The sequence below is a fragment of the Pseudonocardia phyllosphaerae genome, assembly GCF_046546475.1.
Taxonomy (GTDB): Bacteria; Actinomycetota; Actinomycetes; order Mycobacteriales; family Pseudonocardiaceae; genus Pseudonocardia; species Pseudonocardia phyllosphaerae.
Map to the genome: position 1 here is coordinate 633,983 of NZ_JBKGXS010000001.1, position 16,905 is coordinate 650,887.

Sequence of the window (16,905 nt, forward strand, 5' to 3'; positions counted from 1 at the left end):
TTGGCGATGATAGCCGATGAAAGCGATCAATCAATCGCTCGGCAGGGCCGGGTCCGCCTTCAGCGATACCCCGGACAGCTTGAGCCGCTTCGCCTCGCTCATCAGCAGCGCGAGCGTCGTCGCGGCCTCGGCGTACCCGACGCCGTGCGGCGGCCGGACGTTGGAGACGCAGTTGCGCTCGGAGTCCCGTCGGCCGCGCCGGGGGTCGTAGGTGAAGTAGATGCCCAGCGAGTCGACCGAGCTCATACCCGGCCGTTCCCCGACGAGGACGACGACGCTGCGCGCCCCGACCGCCGCCGCGATCTCGTCGCCCAACGCCACCCGCGCCTGCGTCGCGACGACGACCGGCGCCACCCGCCACCCGTCGAGCCGGTCGAGGATCGCGGCCAGCATTCCCGGCGCGTGCTCCTGCACGGCGCGCGGCGACAGCCCGTCGGCGACGACGAGCACGACGTCGTACTCACCCTCCGGCACGGACTGCCCGGCGGCGAGGCGACGGCCCAGGTCCGGGCGGGTCAGGTACTCGGCACGGTCGGCCGGAGCCCCCGTGACCGGCAGCGTCTCCACCCCGAGGTCACCGATCGCGGAACGGAGCGCGTCCACGTCGAGCGGGGTGTGCACGGCGTCGCGGGCGGCGGCGTGCGCGGCCCGCAGCTCCAGCAGCCGCGCGGTCGGCAGCGCGTCCCCGGCCCGGCCCAGCGCGACCCGGGCGCGGGTCGAGGCCCGCAGCACGTCCAGCGGGTCGGTGCTCACCGCACACCCGCCGTGAGCGCCCGGACCGCGGACGGCGGGAGCTCACGCAGCCGGCCGCCGTCGTCGAGCATGTCCATCCGGGTCAGCCAGTCCGCGAACTCCGGCGCGGGCGCGAGCCCGAGTGCCTGACGGGCGTAGAGCGCGTCGTGGAACGACAGCGACTGGTAGTGCAGCATCACGTCGTCGCCGCCGGGCACGCAGATGACGAACGAGCAGCCGGCCGCGCCGAGCAGGGTGAGCAGCGCGTCGGTGTCGTCCGCGTCGGCCTCGGCGTGGTTGGTGTAGCAGACGTCGACCCCCATCGGGACGCCGAGCAGCTTGCCGCAGACGTGGTCCTCCAGCCCGGCCCGGGTGATCTGCTTGCCGTCGTACAGGTACTCCGGCCCGATGAAGCCGACGACGGTGTTGACCAGCAACGGGTCGAACGCCCGCGCCACGGCGTAGGCACGGGTCTCCAGGGTCTGCTGGTCCACGCCGTGGTGGGCGTCGGCGGACAGTGCGCTGCCCTGCCCGGTCTCGAAGTACATGCAGTTCGTGCCGACGGTGCCGCGGTCCAGCGAGCGCACGGCGTCGTGCGCCTCGCGCAGCAGCTCCAGCGTCACGCCGAAGCCGGTGTTCGCCGCCTCGGTCCCGGCGATCGACTGGAACACCAGGTCCACCGGAGCGCCGCGGCCGATGATCTCGATCGAGGTCGTGACGTGGGCCAGCACGCAGGACTGGGTCGGGATCTCGTAGCGGGTGCGGACGTCGTCGATGAGGTGCAGCAGCTCGGTGGTGCGCTGCGGGGAGTCCGTCGCAGGATTGATGCCGATCACCGCGTCGCCGCAGCCGAGCAGCAGGCCGTCCACGATGGACGCCGTCACCCCGGCCGGGTCGTCGGTGGGGTGGTTGGGCTGCAGCCGGGTCGCCATCGTCCCGGGCAGCCCGACCGTCGAGCGGAACGCCGTCACCACCGGGGTGCGCCGCCCGACCGCGATCAGGTCCTGCAGCCGCATCAGTTTCGCGGTCGCGGCGACCATCTCCGGGGTCAGGCCCGCGGCGAGCGCGGTGGTGTCGGTGGCCGGGCGCAGCAGGTGCTCGCGCAGCTCGCCGACGGTCATCGATGCGACCGGGGCGAACGCCGTGGTGTCGTGCGAGTCGAGGATCAGCCGGGTGACCTCGTCGTCCTCGTAGGGGACGACCTGCTCGTCGAGGAACGTGCTGAGCGGCAGGTCCGCGAGCACCGACTGTGCGGCGACTCGTTCCTGCTCGCAGGAGGCGGCGACGCCGGCGAGGACGTCACCCGAGCGCAGCGGGGTGGCCGCGGCGAGCAGCGCCTTCAGGTCGGCGAACTCCCAGGTGTGGCCACCGAGCGTGGAACGACGCCGGGTCATGTCAGCTCCGCCTCCGCCGACTGCAACGCGGCGAACTCCTCGTCCGGGGCGCCGGCCACGAGATGGTGCCGCGAGTAGAGGCCGAAGTACAGCAGGAACAGCGCGAACACCCCCAGCGCCGTCCCGGCCGCGACCGGGTCCACCAGGAATGTCGCGACCACGGCCAGTGCCGCCACGACCAGTGCGAACCCGGTCGTCGCGACGCCGCCAGGGGTGCGGTACGGCCGCGGCATCCCCGGCTCGCGGCGGCGCAGCACGATGTGACTGACCATCATCAGTACGTACGACACCGCCGCTCCGAACACCGCGGTGTTCAGCAGGACGTCGCCCTCGCCGGTCAGCGAGAGCAGGAAGCCGATCGCCCCCGGGACGAGCAGCGCGAGCGTCGGGGCCTTGCGGCCGTTGGTCACCGACAGCACGCGGGGGAGGTACCCGGCCCGCGACAGCGCGAAGGTCTGCCGCGAGTAGGCGTAGATGATCGAGAAGAAGCTCGCGACCAGCCCGGCCAGCCCGATGTAGTTGACGACGACACCCGCCCCGGAGCTCGCGAGGGCCTCGACCAGCGGGTTGCCCGACTCCGCGAGCGCGTTCGCGCCGAGCGCGCCGGTCGCCAGCACGAGCACCGCCGCCCCGGTGAGCAGCAGGACCAGCATCGCGGCCACGATCCCGCGCGGGACGTTGCGTTCCGGGTCGCTGGCCTCCTCCGCGGCGAGCGGCACACCCTCGACGGCGAGGAAGAACCAGATCGCGAACGGCACCGCCGACCAGATGCCCAGCAGCCCGAACGGCAGGAACGGCGACGCGCCCGCGGCCCCGGTGGGCGGGATGTCGGCCAGGTGCGCCGAGTCGAACAGCGGCACCGCGGCGACCGCGAACACCACCAGCCCGACCAGTGCCACCGCGGTGATCGCGAACATGACCTTGAGCGCCTCACCCGCGCCGGTGAGGTGGATGCCGATGAACAGCGCGTACGCGACGAGGTAGACCCACCAGCCGTCGGTGATCCCGAACAGGCCGAGCGACTCGACGTAGGCGCCGATGAAGGTGGCGACCGCCGCCGGGGCCATCGTGTACTCGATGAGGATCGCGGTGCCGGTGGCGAAACCGCCCCACGGTCCCAGCGCCCGGCGGGCGAAGGTGTAGCCCCCGCCTGCCGCGGGAAGCGCCGAGGACATCTCGGCCATGCCCAGCACCATCGCGAGGTACATCCCGGCGATGACGACGCCGGCGACGAGCAGGCCGCCGAAACCACCCTGGGCCAGGCCGTAGTTCCAGCCGGAGAAGTCTCCGGAGATCACGTAGCCGACACCGAGGCCGGCGAGCAGCAGCCAGCCTGCGGTGCCGGTGCGGAGCTGCCGCCGGGCGAGGTAGTCGTCGTTCGGGCCGTCGCTCATCGGGTGTCTCCGTGCTCGTTCCGGTGCTCGTGCGTGCCCGTCGACGTCGCCGCGGGGCGCACGGAGCCTAGGAACGGATCGGGGCGGCGGCGCTACGCCGGCGTGACCGTCGTGTGTCCACGATCGGAGCCACGGCAACCCGACAGGGTGTCGCACCGAACCGGCCATGATCACAATCCGTGTCCGGCGGCAGGGTTGCTCGTCCGTTCGGGGGTGAGTTGGTCACTCGTGGTCACGGTTGCGCCGCAATAGAGTTGATCTTGCGGAGAGAACATTGCCGTAATGGCGCAGTAACCTCGCTCAAAGTGATTGGTGTAGTCCATTGGTGGTAGATCGTTCGTCGAAACGGTGACGACCCCAGTAGCGTTCTGTGCATCGGCAGGGCTCCCCCACCGCATGCCGAATCGCGTCGGCCCGATGTCCGGGCCCCGTACTGCAAACGGAGAAGTAGCTGTGCTGAAGAAGGCTGGAATCATCACCGCCGGTGCCACCGCTGGTCTGCTCGCGCTGTCGCCGCTGGCCTTCGCCGGTGACTACGGCCACAAGGGCCACGACGGTCACGACCACGGCAAGGGTGGCTCGGTGTCGGGTGACCAGGTCAACGTGAACGACAACGACAAGACCCAGAACGGTCTCGTCAACGTCGGCAACATCGACGCCCTGAACAACCCGAACGTCGCGCCGGCCGTGAACGTCAACGCCCTCACCGGTGCCCTGGGCCTCGTGGGCGACGCCAACGCGAAGGACACCGGCGGCGACGCGACCGCCAACTCGAACTCCGGCAACACCCAGAGCAACACCAAGTGAGCTGAGTTCGCGCGCTGCTGAGCGCACCGAGAAGGGCGCCGTTCCCGGATTCGAAAACGGGAACCGCGCCCGTCTCGCGTTCCGGTGAGAACCGCTGCTCAGGGGTGGTGCGGCAGCACCACGTGCGACGGGTGGTCGGGCCCGTGCAGGATCTCGTAGCGGATCGGGCGGGTCGCCGTCGCCGTGGCGGGCCGCTCGCCGGTGCCGTGGTTGCGGGCGAAGCGGGGGAACGCCGCGCCGGCGATCTGCACCCGCAGCCGGTGCCCCTGGCGCACCCGGTAGCCGGTGGGGCTCAGCGCGAGCCGCACGACCGTCGTGCCGTCCGGGGCGGTGGCCTCCTGCTCGGGCAGCAGCCGGTGCATCCCGTCGGTGATGTTGAGCGAGGTGCCGTCCGGCGCCACGTCGCAGAGCCGGACGAAGACGTCGCCGATGCCGGGCTCGGTGCGGACGTAGACCACGGCCCCGACCTCGCCGAGCAGGTCCAGGTCGGCGTCGAGCTGCGGCCCGGTGTGGACCAGGACGTCGTCGCGGGCCTCGGTCTCGCGGTTGTCGTGCTGCTTCGACGGCGGCTGCAGCATCGGCCCGCCCACCGACGGCGTCGGGTCGGCCGGGTCGTAGACGAAGCTGTCGCGCCCGGTGCCGTCGGGCATCTCGCTGCGCAGCGTTCCGTGCGGGCCCAGATACCACTCGGTCGGTGCCGCCTCGGGCGGCGGCCAGCACGGCAGGTCGGTCCACCGGTCGGCGTGCTGCATGTACGCGCGGACCGGGGCCCGGCCGTCGCCGGCACGGCCGAGCAGGTGCCTGCCCAGCCAGTGGATCATCTCGTGCGCGATCGTCGCGAGCGAGTGCCGGTCACCGTGCGTCCACGGTCCGATGGTGATCCGGGCGGTGGCGTGCCCGTTCTGCAGCGCGGTGAAGTCGGTCAGCTGCCGGTCCAGGAACAGGTCCCACCAGCCGGTCACCATGCAGACGGGCGGCATGGCGGCCGCGTCGAAACCGTCGTGCTCGGCGGGGGCCCAGAACTCGCGAGGTGACTCCGCGTGCTCGATGAAGTCCCGCCAGAACACCACGGGCGCGCCGGTCAGCGCGACGTCGGCGGCCTGCAGCGGCAGCGACTCCACCGCGCGGCGCTTGCGGCGGCTGAACACCGGCGTCGCGAGGAACCCGGTGACCGCGCCGATCCGCTCCTGGCGGCCGATCTGGTTCACCCAGCCCGCCAGGTTGAGCAGCCCGGGCGCCCCGCCCGGGTAGAACGTGCTGGTGAACTCCGACGCGGTGATGTCGGCGTTCATCGAGCACAGCCCGGGGTCGGCGTAGGGCGCGATCGCCCACTGGGTGTGGCCGACGTAGCTGGGCCCGACCGTCGAGACGCGGCCGTCGCACCACTCCTGCGCGCGCACCCAGGCCAGGGTGTCGAGGCCGTCCGGGCTCTCGTGCAGGAACGGGCGGAACTGCCCGCCGGAGCCGAACGTGCCGCGGGTGGACTGCACGAGCACCTGGAACCCGCGGCGCGCGAGCAGGCCGGCGATCAGCTTCCCGAGCCCGCCCCGGCCGTAGGGGGTGCGCATGAGGACGGTCGGCCGCGGCTCGGCGGCCCCCGGGCGCCGGTAGAGATCGGCGAGCAGCTCGACGCCGTCCGACATCGGGACCGGCAGGTCCCGCTCCCGGACGTACGGCTCCGCCGGATCGGTGAGGCCGAGCCTCCGGTCGATCAGGCGTTCCGTGAGCGCCGCCATCGCCACCTCCCCGTCGCACCCCGCCCGTTGCGGGTGCAGCGATGATCGTAGAGAAACCCGGTTGACCCGAACGGTCGTATCCCATAAACCACATGGCCGTGACCGAACCGTCATCCGTGCCCGTGCTCACCGACGGCGTCGTCACGCTCCGGGCCTACCGTTACGACGATGTGCCCGGAATGCTCGATGTCTACGCCGACCCGGTGATGCATCGGTGGACCTCGCTCGCGCCGACCTTCGGCGAGACCGAGGCGCGGGCCTGGATCGAGGAGTCGTTGCGGCACTGGGCCGCGGGCACCCAGGTGAACTGGGCGGTCGAGGCCGAGGACGACACCGGCGTTCCCCGCTACGCCGGCCAGGTGGACCTCCGGCTGGGCCCCGTCCCGGCGATCGGCTACTTCCTGGCCCCCTGGGCCCGGGGCGGCGGCCGGGCCACCCGCGCGGTGCGCCTGGCCGCGGACTGGGCCTTCGACGTCGCGAAAGCCGCTGTCCTGCAGTGGGACTGCCGCGCCGGGCACCTCGAGTCGTGGCGGGTGGCGCACCGCTGCGGGTTCCGCTTCGAGGGGGTCCGCACCCGGGCGCTGCCCGGCGCGGACGGCCCGGTCGACGCCTGGACCGCGGTACTGCTGCCCGACCCCGACGACCCCGTCGCGACGCGCGCCCCGCTCACCACCTGGTGGCCGGTCCGGACACTCGACGGCGCCGGTGTCCGGCTCCGGGCACCGGCCGAGCACGACCTCGACCGGCACGTCGAGGCCTGCTCGGACCCGGCGAGCCGCTGGTGGAGCGCGACACTGCCGCACTCCTGCACCCGTGACGACGCCGAGGCCTGGCTGCAGCGCGCCGGTCTCGACGCAGCCCTCGGCCGGGCCGTGGTGTGGACGATCGCCGACCCTGCCGACGACCGCTACCGCGGCACGGTCTCGGTGCACGCCATGGACCGGCCCTACACCCCGACCGGCGGCGAGATCGGCTTCCGGCTCCACCCGGACGCCCGCGGTCGCGGTGTCGCCTCCGCGGCGGTCGAGGCGGTGATCACCCACGCCTTCACCCCCGCCGACGACGGCGGGCTCGGCAGGCACCGCCTCGGCCTCGGCGCGTCCGCGGAGAACACGGCCAGCCGCCGCGTCGCCGAGCGGGCCGGGTTCCGGCTGGTGGGGGAGTTCCGCGGCGACGGCGTGCACGGCTTCGACAACGAGATCGTCGACGACGGCGTCTGGTACGACCTGCTGGCCACCGACCCCCGCTAACCGGGCCGGGGCGGCGGGCCCCGGGTGACCGCGCGGAACACCGCGTCGACGTCACCGGGATTGCGCACCATGGCCAGGTTCAGCCCGGTGAACCACAGCACCGCGCCCGCGCCGAACCGGCGGCTCCCGCCCGCCCGGCAGCACAGCTCCAGCTCACCGGCGTCGACGACGATCAGCGCGCCCTGCCACTCGTCCTCGTCGTGCGGGCGCACCGCGCCGGGCGCCAGGGTGACGGTGCGTGTCGAGAACGCCGGTGGTGCGGGCACGGGGCACCCCTCTCACGTCCGGTTCACCAAGGGGGACCGGGCGCGTGCCCGGAACTCATCGGTGCGGACCGGGACCGGCGGGCGGGCCGGGGACTCAGACCGCGATCTCGCCGACCGGGTCGGGCAGTGCCCCGAACACCGTCTCCCGCCCGATCCGGACGGCCTCGCGGACCCGCGGCCGGTCCGTCGTCAGGCCCCGGACCCCGGCGGAGGTGTGCGGGGACAGCGTCAGCAGGTGCCGGTCCGCGCGGTCCGGGTGCGCGGCGTCGCTCAGCAGCTCCAGCGTCTCGCCGTGCCGGGTCGCGTCCTGCGCCATCCGGCCCAGTCCCGGGGCGAGCCGATCCAGCGACCGCGCCCACACCGGGGCTCGGGTGCCGGGGGTGCGGGCGGTGAGCTCGTCGACGGTGCGGGTCATCAGGGCGAGCACGTGCGTCGCCCCGGAGCGCAGCGCCCGCGCCACCGGCAGCGGATCGCTCACCGAGCCGTCGATCCAGGTCTCGCCGAACAGCTCGACCGGCGGCCCGGCGAGCAGCGGGATCGTCGCCGTCGCCCGCATCGCCGTCCGCCATGCGTCGCCGTCGGGCAGGTCGGTGAGCACGTGCGCCCGCAGGTCCCCGGCCCGGGTCACCACGACGCGCAGCGGGACCGGGGAGGCCGCGAGCGCATCCCAGTCGGTCGGCCGGGTGTCGGTGAGGATCGAGTCGAACAGGTGGTCCAGCGAGACCATCGGCCTGCGCGCCCCCAGCCGGCGCGGGTCGATGAAGTCCCGGCACGCCATGTCCTCCGGGAAGATCGACGCGGCGTCGGCGGCGTGCCCGAGGGTCAGCGCCGTCCCGATGAACGCCCCGGCCGAGCTGCCCCACACCTCGTCGACGCAGCCGGCGAACCCGGCCAGCTCCAGCGCGTGACCCATCCCGCCTGCGTAGGCGCCGCGCATGCCGCCACCCCCGACGACCAGCGCGAGCCGGCAGCCGTCGTCGTGCCGGCCGGGGGCGCTGCCCGCCGCGCGGCGTCGCTCCAGCAGGCGCAACACCTCGGCGTCGCCGTGGGCTCCGGGGGCGACGATGCCTGTCCGCATGATCCCCATCATCCCGGCCCGCCCGGAGCCGCCTCATCCGGCACCGGTAGGTTCCGGCGCCCAGGGGGTAACGATGGTCACGGGTCGACGGCAGATCGAGCTCGGAGCGATGGAGCGCACGTCGCTCCCGCCGCTGCACGCCCGCGCCCGGGACGCCCGCCGGCGCCGACCCGTCGTCGGGGACCCGCACGCCGCCGGCCTGGCCGACGACCTGGAGCTGGGCGACGGCCCCGGCCGCGCCGACGCGCTCTGCACCCTGCTCCGCGGCGCGATCCTCGACGAGTGGGTCCGCGCGTTCGTCGCCGAGCACCCGACCTGCACCGTCGTCGAGCTCGGGCCGGGGCTGGACCGCCGCGCCGACCGGCTCGGCGGTGAGGGCCCCGCGCACTGGGTAGACGTCGAGCTGCCCGAGGTGGCCGAGCTGCGCCGCGAGCTGCTGCCGGGGCCGGGAGGGCCGGAGCCGGACCCGGCCGCGGGCCCGGTGTCGAGTCCGGCCGCGGGCCCGGTGTCGAGTCCGGTCGCAGGCCCGGTGTCGAGTCCGGTCGCAGGCCCTGTGTCGAGTCTGGTCGCAGGCTCCGCGCTGGACGAGGACTGGCTCGACACCGCCCGCGCGCTGCCCGGCCCGTACCTCGTGGTCGCCGACTCGGTGCTGACCCTGCTGCCCGAGCAGGGCGTGCAACGACTGGTGTTCACCGCCGCCCGGATGCTGCCCGGCGCGGTCCTGGCCACCGACGTGCTCTCCCGCGCCGCGGCCGCACGGATCTCCGGCGGCGCGCTGTGCGGCGTCGAGGTCGACTGGACCTGCGAGGACCCGCGCGAGCTGGAGCCGTGGGGCCTGCGCCTGCTCGAGGCGTGCGGTGCCGGTGAGCCGCCCGCCGCCGTCGCGGCGCGGATCCCGTACACCACGCGGGCGTTCGCCACGGCGCTGCGCGCGGTCCCCGCACTGCGCGGGCACCGGCTGGCGCGCTACGAGATCCTGCCCGGCTGAGCGGCGTACGGGCCCGGTTCGGATGATCTTCGCCGGTGCTCCGACGCGGGTAGGGTCGAGGTCGTGAGCGCCCCGACGATCGAGGCCGAGCCGTCCGAGGTCGGCATGGACCCGGACCGCCTCGCCCGGATCGACAAGCACTTCCGCCGCTACGTCGACGACGGCCGCCTGCCCGGCTGGTCCATCCTCGTCGCCCGCGACGACAAGGTCGTCCACTCCTCGACCTACGGCCTGCGCGACGTCGAGCAGGGCCTGCCGGTCACCGACGACACGATCTGGCGCATCTACTCGATGACCAAGCCGATCACCACGGTCGCGGCCCTGATGCTGTGGGAGCGCGGGCTGCTGGAGCTGACCGACCCGGTCGGGCGCTACGTGCCCTCGTTCGCCGAGCAGCGCGTCTACCGCGGCGGCTCCGCGCAGAACCCCGGCACCGACGCCGCGGTCGGCCCCGTCCGGCTGCACCACCTGCTCACCCACACCGCCGGGCTCACCTACGGCTTCCACCACGCCCACCCGGTCGACGAGATGTACCGCTCCAAGGGCTACGAGTTCGGGCCGCCCGCCGGCGTCGACCTGGCGACGGCGGCGCAGACCTGGGGCGAGTTCCCGCTGCTGTTCCAGCCGGGCACCGAATGGAACTACTCGGTGGCCACCGACGTGCTCGGCCGGGTGATCGAGGTCGTCTCCGGGCAGACCCTCGACGAGTTCTTCCGCACCGAGATCTTCGAGCCGCTCGGCATGCGCGACACCACCTTCCGCATCGACCCGGACTCCGACGCCGGGGCGCGGCTGGCCACGCTCTACAGCGCCCGCGCCGGTGGGCTGATCGAGAACAAGGCGCTGGGCCGCAGCATCACCGGCGATCCGGTGTTCCTCTCCGGCGGCGGCGGGCTCGCCTCGACCGCGGGAGACTTCCTGCGGTTCGCCCGGATGCTGGCCCGCGGCGGCGAGCTCGACGGCGTCCGGCTGCTGTCCCCGCGCACGGTCGCGTTCGCCCGGCTCAACCACCTTCCCGGCGGTGCCGACCTCGACACCGTGGGCCGGCCGATCTTCTCCGAGTCCGCGTTCGGCGGCGTCGGGTTCGGCCTCGGTTTCTCCGTCGTGCTCGACCAGGCGCGGACCGGGCAGCTCGCCAACCCCGGGACGTACGCGTGGGGCGGGCTCGCCTCGACGGCGTTCTGGATCGACCCGGTGGACGACGTGATCGCCACCTTCTACACCCAGCTCGTGCCCTCCAGTACCTACCCGATCCGGTCCCAGCTGCAGACGCTGGTCGGACAGGCGGTGATCTCCTGATGCAGGCCTCGCCCGGAATGGCGTTCGTCGTCCGGACGCTCGTGATCGCACTCTCGCTGTGGGTGGCGACGGTGCTGGTCAGCGGCATCGACCTCGGGGGTGGCACGACCGCCACCCGGGCCGGGACGCTGATCGTCGTCGCGCTGATCTTCGGCGTGGTGAACGCGGTGGTGAAACCGGTCGTCGCGACGATCGGCTGCCCGCTCTACGTCCTCACCCTGGGCCTGTTCGGCCTGGTCGTGAACGCACTGCTGTTCATGCTGACCGGCTGGCTGTCCGGGCTGCTGAACCTGCCGTTCCACGTCGACGGCTTCTGGGCCGGGTTCTGGGGCGCGATCATCGTCGCGATCGTGTCGTTCTTCCTGCACGTGGTGATCCCGGACCGGATCGACGCCCGCTGACCGCGGACGCCGGCCCGGCGGGATGGACCGGCCTGCGACCGGCCCGGTGCAGGGTCAGACCGGCCAGGTCTCCAGCCGGTGCGCGCCGTCCCAGAACATCCACTCGTAGCGCGACGTCGTCGTGAAGTGTTCGCGCATCCGGGCCAGCTCGCTCGCCGAGACGGTCGCGCCGATCCGGTCGGTCGCGTCCAGGACGGCGTCGACGACGGCGCGGTACTCGTCCCCGGCATACATGTCGATCCACCGCTGGTAGAGCGGATCGGCCGAGCCGGTACCGACCAGGTGCTCGCCGACCTCGGCGTAGATCCAGTAGCAGGGCAGGACCGCGGCGACGCCCTCGGCGTAGGACCCGCCGTGCGCGGTCGCGAGCAGGTAGCTGACGTAGGCGCGGGTCGCCGGGGCGACCGGCAGCGTGCGGGCCTGCTCGGAGGTGAGCCCGAGCGCGCCCAGCAGGTCGTCGTGCAGCTCGCGCTCCGCCGCGATCGCGCCGCCCGCGTGCTCGGCGAACATCAGCGTCTCGTCCTCGCCCGGCGCCTTCGCCGCGCACACCGCCAGCGCACGCGCGTAGCCGCGCAGGTAGTGGGCGTCCTGGACGATGTAGTGCCGGAAGACCTCGTGCGGCAGCGTTCCGTCGGCCAGCCCGGTGACGAACGGGTGCGCCAGGATGGCCTCGTGGATGCCTTCGACATCGGACCAGAGCAGGTCACGTGTGCGTTCCGCCATGGCCGCCACCGTAGTTGCCGGCCGGGGTCGTTGCGGCCCTACCGGATCCGGTGATCGGCGCCGAAACACCGGGTCGACACGACGGCAACCGGCCGATGACGGGGCGGTGAGATGCTGCGCACTTCCGGCGGCGAACCCGAGAGGGTCCGTCACCATGGGGAACGGCGGGCGGCTCAGCGCCGAGAGCGCGTCGAGGAGAACTCCCACCGATGCGGAGGTCACGGCCATGTCAGATCCCGTGCCCATGGAACACCACGAGAAGATGCGGATCCGGGCGGCCGCGTTCCGCGCGACGCGCGTCTACCCCGGCCCGGTCGGGGAGCTGGTCTCCCGCGAGCTGCTGTCCTGGGAGGACTTCGGCTACCGCCTCGGCGGGAACCGGCTGGTCATGGAGCTGGTCGACCAGGTCATGAAGACGCCGCAGCCGGAGGCGGCAGGGACGAAGCGCCCCGACGCGGCCTGAGCTGCCGCTCGTCCGGTCGGTCCGCGGTCAGGGCAGAGCGGTCAGGGCAGAGTGGCGATCGACAGCTGAGCGGCCTCGCCGGTGGGCGGGTGCCCGTCGGTGAGCCCGGCGACGGCCGTGGCCAGCACGAGCATCGCGGCCAGCGTGGTCACGCTGCCGACCCGGGCGACGACCTGGAACGCACGGTCCACGGGAACGGCACCGGCGCGCAGCTGCGCGCCGGTGACCGGGGTGCGGCGGTGCCGCCCGCGCTCGGTGGGGCCGGCGTGCCTGCCCCCGGCCCGTCGCCCCTGCGTGCGCGGCTCCCCGGTGCACGGGATCTGGTCGAGAGACTCCCCGGTACGCGACTCCTCGGGGCGCGAGGGCGTGCGCGGCGCCGGGACATCCGCCGGACGCGCCGGCTCCCGGACGGGATCCGGCACCGGGGTACGCGGCGCGGGGATCTGCAGTGCCGACGGCGCGACCTCCTCGACGCCTGCGTCACAGGGGCCGGCAGGGGCGACGCATGCCTCCTCGGCAACCGCATCGGTACGGACGGTCTCCGGAGCGGTGGTCGCGGCGCGCGAGGGCTCGACGGAGTCGACCGGTCCGCGCGGACCGGGGACTGCGACGGCGGGCTGGGGCGCGGGCATGGCGATCACCACGGTCTCGGGGAGTCGGTACGGGGCCGGTGGGACCGGTGCGCGCCGCCGGTTCCTGCCCGTGTTGTCGTGTGGGGTCATCAGGGTGTTATCCCGGCAGCCCATCCTCCAACCGTCGGAGTGACGACTCCACCCGTCAGGCGTACGGAACCACTCGTCCGACGCTGTCCTGGTCACATTGTGTGCCAGGCCAGTCACCCACGTGCGGTCGAACGGGGCGCCGGGACCGGACGGCGGTCGGCCGACCGGGTGCCGGCGGGCTGCCGTGTCACCCGTGTGGCGGCAGCAGACCGCGGGAGTGGGCGACGGAGACGGCCTCGGCCCGTCCGGAGGCGCCCAGCTTCGCCATCGCCCGGGACAGGTGGACGCTGACGGTCTTCTCGCTGATGAACAGCGTCTCGCCGATCGCCCGGTTGGTCAGGCCGTGTGCGACCTGCTCCAGGACGGCGCGTTCGCGCCGGGTGAGTGGGGACGCGCCGTCCGGCGCCGCGGGGCCGGGAGTGGTGCCGTCACCACCGGAACGGGCGGCGAGGGCCGCCACCGCAGTGGCCAGCGGGATCGCGCCGAGCTGCTCCGCGGTCGCGGCGGCGCAGCGCAGGGCGGCCTCGGCGGCCCGGCGGTCGTCGGCGGGAGACGGAGCGCGCTCGTCCTCCGCGGCCGCGACATCCGGGGCGTGGGTGTGTTGCACGCCGTGCGCGCGGGCCAGCAGTGCCTCCGCCCGCCGGAGGTGCGCCTCGGCGGCCCGGTAGTGGTCACCGTGCCCGGCGAAGGCCTCGGCGACCGCGGCCCAGGTCTCCGGGGCGTGGGTCCCCCCGGCGCGGTGGGCCTCCGCGCGGGCCCGTGCCAGCCAGGCCCGGCCCTCCGGCCCGACCTCGGTACCGCGCGGCAGCCCGCGCTGCGCGGTCAGCTCGGCCTCGGCGACCCGGGACTGCGCGGCGGCGACGTGGGCGTCGTCCGGGAGACCGGAGGCGCGCGCGGCCCGGGCGGCCTCGGCGTGCGCCTGCGCCCCGAGCGCGCACAGCACCAGCGCGCCCAGGTGGTACGGGTACTCGGCGCGGATCCGGGCCAGCGCGTCGGCGACCCGGTCCGCGGCGACGTCCGGCGCGGCGCGCCACAGTGCCGCCTCCGCCCCGACGACCCCCTGCAGCAGCGCGGCCTGGTCGTGCGGGGGCGGCTCGGCGGACAGCTCGGCGAGGACACGTTCGGCGGTGTCGAGCTCGCCGCGGGCGACCCGGACGAGCAGCCCGGCGGTGACCAGCACCCCGGTGACCCGCACGGACACGGCCGGGTCCACCTCGTCGGCGACGCGCAGCGCCTCGTCCCAGGCGCCCCGCTGGAAGTCCACCCGCACCCGGGCGACGCGGAACTCGAAGCCGTAGCCACCCCAGCTGAGCCCGTAGCCCTCGGCACGGCGGGACCCGGCGGTGAGCTCGCGGGCGGCGTCGTCGAGCAGGCCGTCCTCGACGAAGGACACGGCCCGGTTCCACACCGTCCGCAGCTCGACGACCCGGTTGCCCGACTCCGCGGCCAGCTCGGTGGCCCGGGCCAGCCGCTCCCGCGCCCCGCCCGGGTCGCCCTCGATCCGGGCGCAGAACGCCAGCGTGATCAGCGCGTCGGCCCGGGCGCCGCAGCGGGCACGGTGCTCCGGGTCGCCGGGGTCTGCGGCCGCCGCCGACCGGTCCGCGACGTCGAGTGCGGCGCGGGCGTGCCGCCACGCCTGCTCACCCCGGTCCCCGCTGAGCAGCGACCGGGCCAGCACGGCGTGCGACCAGGCCTGCTCGACGTCCGGGGGCGCGTCCGCGCGCAGCGCCACCGCCGCCGCGGCCACCTCGATCGCCTCCTCCGGCGGGGCACCCCTGTCCAGCAGCCGCATCGCGTACCGCCGCCGCGCCACCGCCTGCGCGAGCGGGCCCTCGCGCAGGTCGGCGACCTCGACCGCACGGGCGCCCAGTGCCGCGCCCCGCTCCGGTGCCCCGGACGCACTGGCTGCCCAGGCAGCCTCCCGGTGCAGCGTGCTCTCCGCGATGCAGGCGACCCGTTCCGGCCCGGGCACGGCGCTCCACAGCTCCAGCGCCCGTTCGGCGTGCACGAGCATCTCCGCCGGACCGTGCCTGCGGTCGGCCTCGCGCATCGCCGCCACCGACGCGGCCAGCGCCCGCGGCAGGTCGTGCGCGGCCAGCGCGTGCCGGGCCAGGTCCGCGGCGACGCCCGGCTCGTCGGTGCGACCGGAGAGCAGCTCCGCCAGGCGGGCGTGCAGCCGCACCCGTTCGTCGGGCAGCAGGTCGTCGTGCACGGCCTCGCGCAGCAGGGCGTGCCGGAACGCATAGGCCTCCGACCGGACGCCACCGGCGACGGCCGGGACCAGCACGTGGTGCGAGACGGCCTCGCGCAGCCCGGCGGCCAGGTCGGCGGGGGACAGGCCCGCGGCCTCGGCCAGCAGGTCGTGCGGGATCCGCCGCTCGGCGACCGAGACGACCTGCAGCACCGTCCGGGCCGGCTCGGAGAGCTGGTCGAGCCGGGTCAGCAGGACGTCGGCGAGCGCGTCGGTCAGGCCCGCGCGCCCGGCCGCGACCATCTCCTCGGCGTAGAAGGCGTTCCCGCCGCTGCGGTCGGCGATGCGGTGCAGCACGTCCTCGGCGGGGGAGCCGCCGGGGGAGCGGCCCGAGGTGAGGGCGGCCCGGTCCCGCACGAGGGCGAGCACATCGGACGCGGCGAGCGGGCCCAGCTCCGCGCGGCGGACGGCGGGCAGCCGGACGAGCTCGGCCAGCGCCGAGCGCAGCGGGTGCCTGCGGTGCAGGTCGTCGGTGCGGTAGGTCGCGAGTACCAGCAGGCGCTGCGAACCCAGCCGGGACAGCAGGTACGCGACGAGCTCACGGGTGGACCGGTCGGACCAGTGCAGGTCCTCCAGCACGACGAGCAGCGGCGCCGTGGCGGCGACCTCGCGCAGCGCCCCGGCGACGGCGTCGAAGACCTGCAGGCGGTCGGAGTCCCGGTCGGTCGGTGCGGGCACGTTCCCGCCGGGCGCGGCCGGGCCGCCGTCGGGCAGCAGACCACGCAGCGCCGGACGGTGCGCGACGAGTTCGGGGTCCGTGGCCACCAGCTCCCCGACGACCTCGGAGATCGGCAGGTAGGGCAGTGGTGCCGACCCGGTGTCCAGGCACCGCCCGACGACGACGCGGAACCCGCTCGCCTCGGCCACTCCGGCCAGCTCGGCGGCCAGGCGGGACTTGCCGATCCCGGCGTCCCCGGCGAGCAGTACCGCCCCGGCACGGCCGGAGCGGGCCGCCTCGAGGTCCGCGCGCAGCGCGGCGAGCTCGGTGCTCCGCCCCACCAGCGCGCCGACCGACGCTCCCGGGATCATGCCGACGATCGTGGCACGGACCCCCGACGGTTCCGACCGGTTTGCCGTCCGCCCGCAGCTGACAGAACCTGCGCGGACAGAATCTGCGCGGACAGAGCCTGCGCGGCCGGGGTCAGCCGGCGAGATCGTGCTCGCCCCGCCCGGGCCGGTGCGGGCCCGGCCCGCGCAGCAGGCGGGTGACCAGGCCGGTGAGCGTCCGGCGGGGGAGGCGGCGGGCGAGACGGTGGTTCTCGGCCTCGGCAAGCAGCCGGTACCGGCGTTGCTCGGCGAGGGCGACCAGGTGGTCCATCGGGATGCTGTTCATCAACATGCCGACCACGCTGGCCCTGAGGGGCCGCCCCGGGCATCGGACGATCACGTCGTCCGCGCCGG

The 16,905-nt window shown here is 74.4% G+C and carries 16 protein-coding genes; 6 read left to right on the forward strand and 10 right to left on the reverse strand.

Going from position 1 to position 16,905, the window contains the following annotated elements; genetic code table 11:
* Positions 1 to 30: 30 nt before the first annotated feature.
* The 3 genes from eutC to eat are packed head-to-tail and all read right to left on the reverse strand — an operon-like array spanning position 31 to position 3,520.
* Positions 31 to 753 (reverse strand): ethanolamine ammonia-lyase subunit EutC, encoded by a 723-nt coding sequence (gene eutC, locus ACLE50_RS02980; protein WP_410941777.1) that lies wholly within the window; start codon positions 751 to 753, stop codon positions 31 to 33.
* On the reverse strand, positions 750 to 2,126 hold the full coding sequence (locus ACLE50_RS02985; RefSeq protein WP_410941778.1) for an ethanolamine ammonia-lyase subunit EutB: 1,377 nt from the start codon (positions 2,124 to 2,126) through the stop codon (positions 750 to 752). The genes eutC and ACLE50_RS02985 overlap by 4 nt, the downstream gene beginning before the upstream one ends.
* On the reverse strand, positions 2,123 to 3,520 hold the full coding sequence (gene eat / locus ACLE50_RS02990) for an ethanolamine permease (RefSeq protein ID WP_410941779.1): 1,398 nt from the start codon (positions 3,518 to 3,520) through the stop codon (positions 2,123 to 2,125). The genes ACLE50_RS02985 and eat overlap by 4 nt, the downstream gene beginning before the upstream one ends.
* Before the next feature lie 453 nt (positions 3,521 to 3,973).
* Here eat and ACLE50_RS02995 point away from each other — a divergent pair, with 453 nt between their 5' ends.
* Positions 3,974 to 4,327: a hypothetical protein gene (locus ACLE50_RS02995; RefSeq protein ID WP_410941780.1), complete on the forward strand. Its 354-nt coding sequence runs from the start codon at positions 3,974 to 3,976 to the stop codon at positions 4,325 to 4,327.
* Between the two features lie 98 nt (positions 4,328 to 4,425).
* Here ACLE50_RS02995 and ACLE50_RS03000 read toward each other — a convergent pair whose 3' ends face one another.
* The gene (locus tag ACLE50_RS03000) at positions 4,426 to 6,063 is read right to left on the reverse strand and encodes a CocE/NonD family hydrolase (protein WP_410941781.1); all 1,638 of its coding nucleotides are present in this window, start codon (positions 6,061 to 6,063) and stop codon (positions 4,426 to 4,428) included.
* A gap of 92 nt (positions 6,064 to 6,155) precedes the next feature.
* Between ACLE50_RS03000 and ACLE50_RS03005 the strand changes: the two genes are divergently transcribed.
* On the forward strand, positions 6,156 to 7,313 hold the full coding sequence (locus ACLE50_RS03005; protein ID WP_410941782.1) for a GNAT family N-acetyltransferase: 1,158 nt from the start codon (positions 6,156 to 6,158) through the stop codon (positions 7,311 to 7,313).
* Here ACLE50_RS03005 and ACLE50_RS03010 read toward each other — a convergent pair.
* Positions 7,310 to 7,579, reverse strand: coding sequence for a hypothetical protein (locus ACLE50_RS03010; RefSeq protein WP_410941783.1), 270 nt, complete (start codon positions 7,577 to 7,579; stop codon positions 7,310 to 7,312). The two genes, ACLE50_RS03005 and ACLE50_RS03010, sit on opposite strands and share 4 nt — an antisense overlap.
* Before the next feature lie 94 nt (positions 7,580 to 7,673).
* The gene (locus ACLE50_RS03015; RefSeq protein ID WP_410941784.1) at positions 7,674 to 8,657 is read right to left on the reverse strand and encodes a patatin-like phospholipase family protein; all 984 of its coding nucleotides are present in this window, start codon (positions 8,655 to 8,657) and stop codon (positions 7,674 to 7,676) included.
* Between the two features lie 109 nt (positions 8,658 to 8,766).
* Here ACLE50_RS03015 and ACLE50_RS03020 point away from each other — a divergent pair, with 109 nt between their 5' ends.
* The 3 genes from ACLE50_RS03020 to ACLE50_RS03030 all read left to right on the forward strand — a co-directional run bounded on the left by ACLE50_RS03020 (position 8,767) and on the right by ACLE50_RS03030 (position 11,345).
* Positions 8,767 to 9,645: a class I SAM-dependent methyltransferase gene (locus ACLE50_RS03020; protein ID WP_410941785.1), complete on the forward strand. Its 879-nt coding sequence runs from the start codon at positions 8,767 to 8,769 to the stop codon at positions 9,643 to 9,645.
* A gap of 63 nt (positions 9,646 to 9,708) precedes the next feature.
* Positions 9,709 to 10,944, forward strand: coding sequence for a serine hydrolase domain-containing protein (locus ACLE50_RS03025; protein ID WP_410941786.1), 1,236 nt, complete (start codon positions 9,709 to 9,711; stop codon positions 10,942 to 10,944).
* Positions 10,944 to 11,345, forward strand: a complete 402-nt coding sequence (locus ACLE50_RS03030) for a phage holin family protein (protein ID WP_410941787.1) — start codon at positions 10,944 to 10,946, stop codon at positions 11,343 to 11,345. Before ACLE50_RS03025 ends, ACLE50_RS03030 begins: the two co-directional genes overlap by 1 nt.
* Positions 11,346 to 11,399: 54 nt before the next feature.
* Here the strand turns inward: ACLE50_RS03030 and tenA are convergent, their stop codons facing one another.
* Positions 11,400 to 12,068, reverse strand: coding sequence for a thiaminase II (gene tenA / locus ACLE50_RS03035; RefSeq protein ID WP_410941788.1), 669 nt, complete (start codon positions 12,066 to 12,068; stop codon positions 11,400 to 11,402).
* Between the two features lie 226 nt (positions 12,069 to 12,294).
* Between tenA and ACLE50_RS03040 the strand changes: the two genes are divergently transcribed.
* On the forward strand, positions 12,295 to 12,531 hold the full coding sequence (locus tag ACLE50_RS03040) for a hypothetical protein (RefSeq protein ID WP_410941789.1): 237 nt from the start codon (positions 12,295 to 12,297) through the stop codon (positions 12,529 to 12,531).
* 41 nt (positions 12,532 to 12,572) lie between these two features.
* Here the strand turns inward: ACLE50_RS03040 and ACLE50_RS03045 are convergent, their stop codons facing one another.
* The 3 genes from ACLE50_RS03045 to ACLE50_RS03055 form a co-directional block, all read right to left on the reverse strand.
* A complete protein-coding gene (locus tag ACLE50_RS03045) occupies positions 12,573 to 13,163 on the reverse strand; it encodes a hypothetical protein (protein ID WP_410941790.1) in 591 nt (196 codons plus the stop codon).
* Positions 13,164 to 13,440: 277 nt separating this feature from the next.
* Positions 13,441 to 16,533, reverse strand: a complete 3,093-nt coding sequence (locus ACLE50_RS03050; protein ID WP_410941791.1) for a helix-turn-helix transcriptional regulator — start codon at positions 16,531 to 16,533, stop codon at positions 13,441 to 13,443.
* A gap of 112 nt (positions 16,534 to 16,645) precedes the next feature.
* Positions 16,646 to 16,843 carry a hypothetical protein gene (locus ACLE50_RS03055; RefSeq protein WP_410941792.1) on the reverse strand — a complete coding sequence of 66 codons (198 nt, stop codon included), beginning with the start codon at positions 16,841 to 16,843 and terminating at the stop codon, positions 16,646 to 16,648.
* Between the last annotated feature and the right edge of the window lie 62 nt (positions 16,844 to 16,905).

Coding starts and splice junctions, on each gene's coding strand:
- ACLE50_RS02985 (WP_410941778.1), bottom strand. CDS start 2,126: ATGACCCGGCGTCGTTCCACGCTCGGTGGCCACACCTGGGAGTTCGCC.
- eat (WP_410941779.1), bottom strand. CDS start 3,520: ATGAGCGACGGCCCGAACGACGACTACCTCGCCCGGCGGCAGCTCCGC.
- ACLE50_RS03000 (WP_410941781.1), bottom strand. CDS start 6,063: ATGGCGGCGCTCACGGAACGCCTGATCGACCGGAGGCTCGGCCTCACC.
- ACLE50_RS03005 (WP_410941782.1), top strand. CDS start 6,156: ATGGCCGTGACCGAACCGTCATCCGTGCCCGTGCTCACCGACGGCGTC.
- ACLE50_RS03015 (WP_410941784.1), bottom strand. CDS start 8,657: ATGCGGACAGGCATCGTCGCCCCCGGAGCCCACGGCGACGCCGAGGTG.
- ACLE50_RS03020 (WP_410941785.1), top strand. CDS start 8,767: ATGGAGCGCACGTCGCTCCCGCCGCTGCACGCCCGCGCCCGGGACGCC.
- ACLE50_RS03030 (WP_410941787.1), top strand. CDS start 10,944: ATGCAGGCCTCGCCCGGAATGGCGTTCGTCGTCCGGACGCTCGTGATC.
- tenA (WP_410941788.1), bottom strand. CDS start 12,068: ATGGCGGAACGCACACGTGACCTGCTCTGGTCCGATGTCGAAGGCATC.
- ACLE50_RS03040 (WP_410941789.1), top strand. CDS start 12,295: ATGTCAGATCCCGTGCCCATGGAACACCACGAGAAGATGCGGATCCGG.
- ACLE50_RS03045 (WP_410941790.1), bottom strand. CDS start 13,163: ATGCCCGCGCCCCAGCCCGCCGTCGCAGTCCCCGGTCCGCGCGGACCG.
- ACLE50_RS03050 (WP_410941791.1), bottom strand. CDS start 16,533: ATGATCCCGGGAGCGTCGGTCGGCGCGCTGGTGGGGCGGAGCACCGAG.
- ACLE50_RS03055 (WP_410941792.1), bottom strand. CDS start 16,843: ATGTTGATGAACAGCATCCCGATGGACCACCTGGTCGCCCTCGCCGAG.